The sequence below is a fragment of the Flavobacteriales bacterium genome (genome assembly GCA_020435415.1).
Lineage (GTDB): Bacteria > Bacteroidota > Bacteroidia > JACJYZ01 > JACJYZ01 > JACJYZ01.
Genome location: JAGQZQ010000010.1, coordinates 49,479 through 58,986 on the forward strand (window position 1 = coordinate 49,479; position 9,508 = coordinate 58,986).

Consider the following 9,508-nt stretch of genomic DNA (forward strand, 5'->3'; position numbering starts at 1 on the left):
TTCTCATTTAACGTATGCTACCGGGCCTATGTTTCCCGTTCATGCTCATAACTGACATTCCGTTGAGCTGTAATCCGGTATTGTCAGGAAAAAAATGCAAATTTGCCGGAACGGATTTTAGACACCCCAATGATGATCTCAAACCCATCTTACATGAAAAATATTCACCGGATCGCTTATATATGTACAATTGCCTCAGTACTATCCTTCTTTCAGGCTTGTGTTCCTGCAAGGAAATTCGAAGAGATCAAGGCAAAGCAGGAGCGCTGTGAGGCAGACAATGCATTACTTAAGTCCAGGAATGAGGAACTCACCGTAAAATCTACAGAATTGGAAGCTTCCCTTTCGGATATCAAAAAGCAAATAGACGGGCTCTCTTCCGATACCACGGTACTTGGAAAGTCACTGAGACAAATGACTGTGAACTATGACAAACTGAATGAAACATATGAGCTTCTGCTGGACAAAAACAAGGAAATGCTGGCCGGCAACCGGTATGAAACCGAAAAACTGATGCGTGAACTTCAGTCTACCCAAACCTCTCTTCAGTCCAAGGAAGATGCCCTTAAGTCACTCGAAAGGGAACTGAATACCAAAAAACAAAACCTGGAAAAGCTGAGTGGCGAATTGAAGGACAGGGAAGCAAAGGTTGCAGAGCTCCAGGACATTCTGGACAAAAAGGAAGCAGCCGTTGCTGATTTGAAAAAGAAGGTAACCGAAGCTTTGTTGGGTTTTGAGAACAAAGGTCTCACCATCCAGCAAAAGAATGGAAAGGTTTACGTTTCTCTTGAGGAAAGTCTGCTGTTTGCCTCAGGCAGCTATAAGGTAGATACAAAAGGACAGGATGCGTTGGGTAAACTGGCCCAGGTACTGGCGGACAACAAAGATATCAACGTATTGATCGAAGGGCATACAGACAATGTGCCTTTGAAAGGTAGTGGACAAGTCAAGGACAACTGGGACCTCAGCGTTATGAGGGCCACAGCGATTGTAAAGATCATCACCGAAAACCGGGGCGTGGATCCAAAAAGGTTGACGGCCGCCGGAAGAGGTGAATACGTACCCATTGACCCGGCAGATACCAAGGAAGCACGGCAGAAAAACAGGCGTACTGAAATTATCCTGACCCCCAAACTAGACGAACTCTTCGAGATTCTCAACACGAATTGACAAGAGCCTGAAAAAGCATGACGAAAAAAAGAAAAGCAGCACGGACACCGAAAGGCTGGCGGTCATCCTATCTTTCCACTGTGGTAAGTATGGCCCTTGTTCTTTTTGTTCTGGGTTCTCTCGGACTCATTATCCTTCAGGGCCAGCAGATATCTGATTACGTAAAGGAAAATATCGGATTTACGGTGTTTTTCAAGGAATCCACAAAAGAGGTGGAGATTCTCCAGTTTCAAAAATCTCTTGAGGCGGAAAATTATGTTCGCCATACCAATTATGTAAGCAAGGAAGAGGCTGCCCATATCATGGAGGAGGAGTTGGGTGAAGATTTTATTTCATTCATCGGAAAAAACCCATTGCTTCCTTCTATTGATGTTTTTGTACATGCCAACTACGCAAACAATGATAGCCTGACCTGGATCACCGCACATGTCATGGAAAATAAGATGATCGATGAACTGGTGAAAGAAGAAAACCTGATCGAAGCAGTGAACAGCAACCTGAGGAAGATCAGCGTGATCATGCTGTCATTCTCCGGTCTGCTTTTACTCGTCGCGGTGGCACTCATCAACAACACCATCAGACTGGCAATCTATTCAAGGCGTTTCCTGATAAGGAGCATGCAACTTGTTGGTGCTACTCAGGGCTTTATACGCAGACCGTTTCTGGCCAATGGGGTAATACAGGGCATCTTCGCTTCCCTGATCGCCGTAGTGCTTTTACTTTCCATATTGTTTTACCTCCGGGCAGAATATCCTGAGGTGTTTACCATTGCCGAACCGGACCTGTTGTTGCCTTTGTTCGGAGGCATCGTATTTATTGGTATCAGCATATCATGGATATCAACATTTTTCTCTGTACGCAGGTTCCTGAGGCTGAAAGCCGACGATCTCTACTAAAGTCATGAGATAACAACACTTGTTAACAGGTCTTAACATGGTATGTATTTTCGGATTCACTATGTTTGCATCGAATTAAGACAGTTATGGAAGACAAAGCAAAATCCTCCTTCGCCTTTACATCAACGAATTACCGCCTGCTTCTTATCAGCATCGCGGTGGTAATTCTGGGTTTTATCCTGATGGCAGGTGGCGGAACCGACGATCTGCATTCGTTCAGTGAGGACATCTTCAGTACCAGGCGGATCAGTGTTGCTCCTCTGATTGTACTGGCAGGATATGTGATGGGTATTTTCGCTATCATGAAAAAAAACCGCTCCTGATATGTCGGTTCTTCAGGCCTTACTCCTGGGCCTGATCCAGGGTCTAACGGAATTTCTTCCCATCAGCAGCAGCGGCCACATCGAAATCGGCAAAGCACTGCTTGGTATCAAATACCAGGAAGATCTGACCTTCACTATTGTCGTTCATGGTGCCACCGTACTTAGCACATTGGTATACTTCCGCAAGGATATCATACGTCTGATTACCCAAGGCATTCGCATACCATTCACCGAAGAAACCAAATACATCACTTACCTGGCCATTTCCATGGTCCCGGTTGGAATCGTGGGATTGTTCTTTAAAGATGAGCTGGAATCCGTGGCCCTGGGAAATGTCCCACTGGTGGGAGGAATGCTGTTGATCACCGCATTCCTGCTTCTTCTGACAAGATATCTTGGCCGGGAAGGAAAACCTTTGAATCTGCCGCGTGCCTTTGTCATTGGCGTTTCTCAGGCGGTCGCTGTCATGCCCGGTATTTCCAGATCAGGATCCACCATTGCTACGGCACTTATGTTGGGTATAAGTAAAGAAGAAGCCACCCGTTTCTCTTTTCTAATGGTGCTGGTCCCGATCTTAGGTGCAAACGTTAAAAGCATCATGGACGGCGAATTTGGCGGGAACACGTCGGCAGTTCCCCTGATGGTGGGATTTGTCGCAGCCTTTGCATCTGGTCTGATTGCCTGTCACTGGATGATCCGGATTGTAAGACAAGGGAAACTCACCTGGTTTGCCATATACTGCCTTGTTGCAGGAACCGCAGCGATCCTTTTTGGATAAACTAAGACCATACAAATTCGAGGAAGGAGAGATCCTCCTGATCCATAAACCCTTGGAGTGGACTTCCTTTGATGTGATCAAGAAGCTTCGCAGACACCTGGGCGCCAAGGTGGGACATGCCGGAACCCTGGATCCACTGGCCGAAGGCCTGCTGATTCTATGTACCGGGAAAAAGACCAAAGAAATATCATCCATCCAGGGCGCGGAAAAAGAGTATACCGGGACGATCTGTCTGGGCGCCGAAAGGCCTTCCTGTGACAAAGAAACCGAGATCAGTAAGACTTATCCGCTGGAAGGCATCAACCATGAAATGATCGTGGAGGCTGCACACTACTTTGAAGGTGGTTACAAACAGGTGCCGCCTGTCTTCTCCGCCAAAAAGGTAAATGGGAAAAGGGCCTACGACCTTGCCCGGAAGGGGAAGGAAGTGAATCTCGAAGGAAACGATGTGGAGGTGATGCGGTTTGAGATCGTATCAGTAAGCCTGCCAATGGTCTATTTCAGAGTAGTTTGCGGCAAGGGCACGTACATCAGGTCTCTGGCCAGGGACCTTGGAAACCAACTCGGTTGCGGCGGGTACCTTGAAACACTGACCCGTACAAGAATTGGTGACTTCCGGCTTGAAAATGCCATGTCACCGGATGATTTGATCAGGCAACTTTCAACGTATGCCGATCCCTTAACTAAAAAATAGGCTTAAATCAATGAATGCCTGCAAAATTTAATATATTTGCACCCCCCAAGATTTTTGGGGTCCGAAGACGTTCGCATATATGAAACTATCCCAATTCAAGTTCAAACTGCCCCCCGAACAGGTGGCACTTCATCCGGCAAAAACAAGAGATGAGTCCAAACTCATGGTCGTTAACCGGGAAGACGGCAGCATAACACATCGCAAATTCAAGGATATCATTGAATACTTCGATGACCAGGACGTGATGATCCTTAACAATACGCGGGTTTTCCCAGCCAGACTTTATGGCAACAAGGAAAAGACCGGCGCCAAGATCGAAGTATTCCTGTTGAGAGAACTGAACCGGGAGAGCCGCCTTTGGGATGTGCTGGTGGATCCGGCGAGAAAGATCCGCATCGGCAACAAACTGTACTTCGGCGATGATGATGTACTCGTTGCGGAAGTGATTGATAATACGACCTCAAGGGGACGTACCCTTCGCTTTTTATTTGATGGCTCGTACGAAGAGTTCAAAGAAACTGTGCTATCACTTGGTGAAACACCTCTTCCAAAATACATCAAACGGAAGGTGGAGTCTGCCGATAAAGAGCGTTACCAAACGGTATATGCCAAAAATGAAGGTGCGGTTGCCGCGCCAACTGCAGGCCTTCACTTCAGCCGTGAGCTTTTAAAACGCCTCGAGCTGAAAGGCGTGAATTTCGCAGAACTTACACTTCACGTTGGACTGGGCAGTTTCCGTCCCGTGGAAGTGGAAGACCTCACAAAACATAAGATGGACTCTGAAGAGATCATCATTGAACAACCCTGTTGCGATATTGTGAATGCGGCCAAGAAGAGCAAACGTCGTGTTTGTGCAGTGGGTACCACCACCATGAGGGCCATTGAAACATCCGTGTCAACAGCGGGTGAATTGAAACCATACAAAGGCTGGACAAATAAATTTATTTTTCCTCCCTACGACTTTAGCATTGCAAATTGCATGATCACGAATTTCCATATGCCGGAATCAACATTGTTAATGATGGTTTCCGCATTTGCAGGCTATGACCTGGCCATGGAAGCATACAAAATCGCCATAAAGGAGAAGTATAAGTTCTTTTCCTACGGCGACGCGATGCTCATTCTTTAAGCCCCAGACCCATGGGACAAGAAACCATGGATATTTCTATACTGATTGTTGCCGGTGGTTCCGGTAGCCGGATGGGTTCGGATATTCCCAAACAATTCATGCTTTTTGCAGGGAAGCCTATCCTTTTGCATACCCTTGAGAATCTGCATGCATGTGCACCTGATGCTGCGATCGGACTGGTCCTTCCCAAGACGTTCATCGAACAATGGTCTGGTATCTGCCAGAAGTTTGGTTGCCGCATTCCCCATCAGGTATTCGAAGGAGGAGCTGAAAGACAGGCATCTGTGCATTACGGTTTGAAAGGATTAGAAGGAAATGATAAGTTCGTTGCCATCCACGATGGTGTGAGGCCCTTTGTTTCCGGCGAGTTGTTTCAACGGCTGCTTCAACAAAGTCATCAACACGGAAATGCCATCCCGGTTCTACCCATAACCGACAGCCTGAGAGAGCGCACCGGAGATCATACCAGCAAGGCGGTTGACAGGGACAGGTTCATAAGTGTACAAACACCGCAGATTTTCCGTAGACAGGAACTCCTGGAAGCATATGAGCAAAACGGATCCGGCCGCTTTGCCGATGACGCTTCCCTTATGGAGTCCTGCGGGCATGCTATACATACGGTGGCCGGGGATGCCGCAAATATCAAGATCACCCTGCCTGAAGATTTGTTAAGGGCCGAAGGAATCGCGCCTGGCTTCTATGAAAAAAATGGCTAACTTGGAATGCAACAAAAACGAGCCCTATGAAAAAGAACTTTTTTGCCTGTCTGTTTGTTTTTATCGGCCTTTGTCTGGCAACCATGCCGGCATCTGCACAAAAGAAAAAAGACAAAGACAGCGAGCCTGAAAAAGAGGCACCGGAGATGCCAAGAGAGAATGATCTCATCGTGTATAAAGGAGAACAGGCAGCCACTGGAAGTCAAGCGGATTTATATAAGAAGTGCCTTGCCTGGTTTAACGGATACTATAAAAACCCAACCAGTGTATTTCGTGAAAGGGACGAAGAAAAAGGTCTTATCAGCGGTGTGGCACGTTTCCAGATCAAGAGCTTAAATCCCAAAACAGGCACGAAAGACAATGCCGGCCTGGTGGTATACGATATCAGCGTAACATGCAAGGAAAATGGTTACAGCTACCGCATCGAGAAGATCAATTGGAAGCAGGCTTCTTATTATGGAATCGAGAAATGGTTTGATAAGGATGGTCAGTACTACAAATCGGAGTATGTGGATTTTCTGGAACAAACGGATACATTCCTGAAGGAACTCATCGCAGACCTGGAATCACATATGGCCGGTTGATCAAAGTCGGATTCCGATCACCAGGATATCATCGATCTGCTCTTCCGAACCTTTCCAGTCAAGAAACCTGTCCTCAACAGCTTTTCGCTGAACATCAGGTAAAGACCCGTTCATACTGAGCACCAGTTCACGGAAACGCTTATTCATGAACTTCTTTCCCTTCGGTCCCCCGAACTGGTCGGGATATCCGTCGGTAAAGAGGTAGATCATATCTCCTTTCTCATATCTGATCTCATGTTGCGTAAACCGCCGTTCGGTCTCTGACTGATAACCTCCAATGGGAAATTTATCCGGCGCTGTTTCATGCAACTTTCCTTTTCTTGTGAGAAATAATGGCCGGTTGGCCCCGGCATACAACAGCGTCCCGTTCGCCTGGTCAACACGGCAGAGGGAAATATCCATTCCCTCCCTGGACTCAGATCCTTCAATATCTTGCTTGAGTGATTTTCTTATGGCCCTGTGAAGCGCATTCAGGATAGTGGCCGGGTCGTCAAATTCCTCTCTCCGGATGATCTGATTCATCGCGTTGCTTCCCAAAACCGACATGAATGCCCCGGGCACACCATGTCCTGTGCAATCCGCCACGGCGATGTACTTGTACCCATTCTTCTCCGCGTACCAGTAAAAATCACCACTGACCACTGCCTTGGGCCGGTAAAGGATAAACGATTCCGGGAAGGCCAGTGCAATCTGATTCCGCATGGGAAGAATGGCTTCCTGGATTTTTTTTGCGTAGGCAATGCTTTTCTCAATCTCTTCTGACTTTCTTTTACTCTCCGTAAAATCAGTGTCTATGGCTACGATCTTCTGCACTTCGCCTTTCTCATTGAACACAGGTGATAATGTCGTGCTGATCCAAAGTTTTCTGCCGTCTTTGGCTTTGGTCATCGCCACATAGGACAATGGGATCTTGGATGTGAGTACCTTTTCCAGCACATGTTCGATGTCGGGATTGGAACTGATCTTCTGAATCGTTGAACCCTTCTCCTTTATAATCTCGTCAACACTGTATCCGCTCAAACTGACAAAGCCATCGTTGATGTATTCAACCTTACCTTCCTTGTCATAGATCATAACCCCGTTATGAGTTTTACTTGCCACGATGGAAAGTTTCTCCAGTTCGCGGCTGTTCTTCCTGATCCGGAAATAACCGTAGATCACCGCCAGGAGTAACATGGCTGCAAGCAACATCAACACGGTAAGAAACCGGTTCTCAGACTTTTGTTTGTCGATGACCAGCATCTGGTATGCGATTTCCTTCTCCTTCTGCTCACTTTCGTAATTGGCCTGCAATTCCGCCATGGTACGGGATCTCTCATCATCCAGCAATCGCTCTTTGATCGCAGCCGCTTTTTTGTAGGTCTCCAATGCTTTGTCCACCTGCCCCGTTTCTTCATAAAGCAACGTCAGGCCTTCATAGGCACCCACGAGTTGGTTCTCATTCCTCAACCGTTTGTTCAGTTCAATACCTTCATCAAAATACTGCATGGACGCAATGTAGTTGCCCAGGTATATCTGAGCTTCACCCATATTGCAAAGCGCCCCTGCGATCAGGTTCTGATCGCCTACCTTCCTGGCCATACCGAGCGCCTGCTTAAAATATTTCATGGCATCCCTGTACAAACCCTTCTGGCAGTATATCACTCCGATGTTGTTGGCCACTGTTCCGATACCCCTGACATTCTCCGTCCTTTCATAGGTTCTTAGGGCCTCAAAGTTCAACTCCATGGCCTTATCCACCTCATTCAAACTGTTATGCGCCGTGGCGGCATTATTAAGCAGTGCAGCTACCTTATCGCGCTTCCCGAGTTTTTTATACATATCCATGGACCGGGTATAAAATTTCAGGGCTTCCCGGTAGTTGTACTGCTTCTGGTGAAGGTTACCCATGTTGTTGAACACATTGGCTTTTCCATCCAGGTCATCGGTATCCTCAAAGATTTTCAGCGCTTTAAAGTAGTATCCGAGTGCCTTATCATGCCGGCCTTGATTTTCCTGAATGGCTCCGATAAAGGTGTATGCAAGACCAAGTCCTCTTTGATCTTTGCTGGCATCGAACATGTCGCGGGCCTTATATAGAAATACCAGGGCTTCATCATCCAGGCCTTTGCCATGGTAAGCCTTCCCCAGGTAGAGCATGGCCCGTGCCGTTCCACTTACATTTCTTTTGGTACGGGCGTAGTCCAGCATCTGCTGCCCGAAAAGGACAACACTGTCATTGCTCATGTCTTCATGAGCGACTATCAGTTTCTCAAGCACATCAATACGGACCGAATCTTCCACTGACGGAAGCAGGTTCAGCAAACTATCCACCCGATCGCGGTCTGCATAGGCAGACAGCGAGAGCAGAAAAGCCATACCTATGATCCAATGCTTGTTCACCTCGTACATTTTATCCTCCGAAGCTTTGCCGGTTCGCGTGCAAGTCGGTTTTCTTAGTCCGGCGTGGATAGGGTTTTGAATCTTCCTATGCTATCTGGTACTTGAAAATTCTCGAACGAATGACCTCCGGCACATCAACAAATCAGGGGCGGAGGGTTTGCAAACTTACCCCTGGTTTCAGCTTCACGTTTTGTACGTCCAAACCTGAAATTAGATTCAATCCCGGGGCTTTGCCTTTTTCGATGCTTCCGAAGCGGTTGGATATACCTAAAAAACGGGCACCGTTAATGGTAGACCACGACAGCATTTCCGGGAAAGTAACCTCCGGGAAATGACTGTGAATGGTCTGCATCTCATCCAGAATGGATAAGCGGTCGTTGGAGGTGAGACCATCTGTACCTATGACCAATCTGAGATCATGTTGGCGCAACATTGTTACATCCGGCAACCTGTCCTCAATATACAGATTGGCCTTCGGACACAAGCACCAGGTAAGCTGTGAATGATAATCCAAAGCCCACCGAATATCTTTCTCTGTACTCACAGAGTTATGTACCAGCAGGAGAGGCACGCAATTCGGCATATGAACCAGGGTGGATGGCATGGAGGTAAAGCCCGTTGGCTTAAAAGAAGACATATCAATGCCCAGTTGCATGAGTACTTCCATCATCTCCCCATTCCCGGTTTCGAACATCTGGTTTTCAGGAACACATTCCTGATTATGAAGGGTCAGTACGGCATCGGTCTCATAGGCATAGTTTCCTATCTTTTTAAGAAGGGCCGGCGATACGGTATATGGGGCATGGGGGTTCACACTCCCGGCAAGACCAAGGTCA

At 47.2% G+C, this 9,508-nt stretch carries 10 protein-coding genes; 8 read left to right on the forward strand and 2 right to left on the reverse strand.

All coding sequences use genetic code 11. The annotated features are described in order from the left end of the window. Nucleotides 1–153 precede the first annotated feature (153 nt). The 8 genes from KDD36_03385 to KDD36_03420 all read left to right on the forward strand — a co-directional run bounded on the left by KDD36_03385 (nucleotide 154) and on the right by KDD36_03420 (nucleotide 6,290). Nucleotides 154–1,170, forward strand: coding sequence for an OmpA family protein (locus tag KDD36_03385; protein ID MCB0395668.1), 1,017 nt, complete (start codon nucleotides 154–156; stop codon nucleotides 1,168–1,170). A gap of 17 nt (nucleotides 1,171–1,187) precedes the next feature. Further along, nucleotides 1,188–2,066 carry a permease-like cell division protein FtsX gene (locus KDD36_03390; GenBank protein ID MCB0395669.1) on the forward strand — a complete coding sequence of 293 codons (879 nt, stop codon included), beginning with the start codon at nucleotides 1,188–1,190 and terminating at the stop codon, nucleotides 2,064–2,066. An 86-nt stretch (nucleotides 2,067–2,152) separates the two neighbouring features. Further along, the gene (locus KDD36_03395) at nucleotides 2,153–2,389 is read left to right on the forward strand and encodes a DUF3098 domain-containing protein (GenBank protein MCB0395670.1); all 237 of its coding nucleotides are present in this window, start codon (nucleotides 2,153–2,155) and stop codon (nucleotides 2,387–2,389) included. A 1-nt stretch (nucleotide 2,390) separates the two neighbouring features. Then, nucleotides 2,391–3,167 (forward strand): undecaprenyl-diphosphate phosphatase, encoded by a 777-nt coding sequence (locus tag KDD36_03400; GenBank protein ID MCB0395671.1) that lies wholly within the window; start codon nucleotides 2,391–2,393, stop codon nucleotides 3,165–3,167. After that, the gene (gene truB, locus KDD36_03405) at nucleotides 3,160–3,861 is read left to right on the forward strand and encodes a tRNA pseudouridine(55) synthase TruB (protein MCB0395672.1); all 702 of its coding nucleotides are present in this window, start codon (nucleotides 3,160–3,162) and stop codon (nucleotides 3,859–3,861) included. The genes KDD36_03400 and truB overlap by 8 nt, the downstream gene beginning before the upstream one ends. Nucleotides 3,862–3,940: 79 nt before the next feature. Beyond that, nucleotides 3,941–4,990 (forward strand): tRNA preQ1(34) S-adenosylmethionine ribosyltransferase-isomerase QueA, encoded by a 1,050-nt coding sequence (gene queA / locus KDD36_03410; GenBank protein ID MCB0395673.1) that lies wholly within the window; start codon nucleotides 3,941–3,943, stop codon nucleotides 4,988–4,990. 11 nt (nucleotides 4,991–5,001) lie between these two features. After that, nucleotides 5,002–5,706: a 2-C-methyl-D-erythritol 4-phosphate cytidylyltransferase gene (gene ispD, locus KDD36_03415; protein MCB0395674.1), complete on the forward strand. Its 705-nt coding sequence runs from the start codon at nucleotides 5,002–5,004 to the stop codon at nucleotides 5,704–5,706. Nucleotides 5,707–5,732: 26 nt separating this feature from the next. Beyond that, the gene (locus tag KDD36_03420) at nucleotides 5,733–6,290 is read left to right on the forward strand and encodes a DUF4468 domain-containing protein (GenBank protein MCB0395675.1); all 558 of its coding nucleotides are present in this window, start codon (nucleotides 5,733–5,735) and stop codon (nucleotides 6,288–6,290) included. Here the strand turns inward: KDD36_03420 and KDD36_03425 are convergent, their stop codons facing one another. Beyond that, on the reverse strand, nucleotides 6,291–8,672 hold the full coding sequence (locus tag KDD36_03425) for a tetratricopeptide repeat protein (GenBank protein ID MCB0395676.1): 2,382 nt from the start codon (nucleotides 8,670–8,672) through the stop codon (nucleotides 6,291–6,293). 142 nt (nucleotides 8,673–8,814) lie between these two features. Next, a partial coding sequence (locus KDD36_03430; GenBank protein MCB0395677.1) for an amidohydrolase family protein occupies nucleotides 8,815–9,508 on the reverse strand: 694 nt, incomplete at its 5' end.

Bases quoted from the DNA above. Each gene is read 5' to 3' on its own strand.
- KDD36_03420 (MCB0395675.1), top strand. From the start codon at position 5,733: ATGAAAAAGAACTTTTTTGCCTGTCTGTTTGTTTTTATCGGCCTTTGT.
- KDD36_03390 (MCB0395669.1), top strand. From the start codon at position 1,188: ATGACGAAAAAAAGAAAAGCAGCACGGACACCGAAAGGCTGGCGGTCA.
- queA (MCB0395673.1), top strand. From the start codon at position 3,941: ATGAAACTATCCCAATTCAAGTTCAAACTGCCCCCCGAACAGGTGGCA.
- ispD (MCB0395674.1), top strand. From the start codon at position 5,002: ATGGGACAAGAAACCATGGATATTTCTATACTGATTGTTGCCGGTGGT.
- KDD36_03400 (MCB0395671.1), top strand. From the start codon at position 2,391: ATGTCGGTTCTTCAGGCCTTACTCCTGGGCCTGATCCAGGGTCTAACG.
- KDD36_03385 (MCB0395668.1), top strand. From the start codon at position 154: ATGAAAAATATTCACCGGATCGCTTATATATGTACAATTGCCTCAGTA.
- KDD36_03395 (MCB0395670.1), top strand. From the start codon at position 2,153: ATGGAAGACAAAGCAAAATCCTCCTTCGCCTTTACATCAACGAATTAC.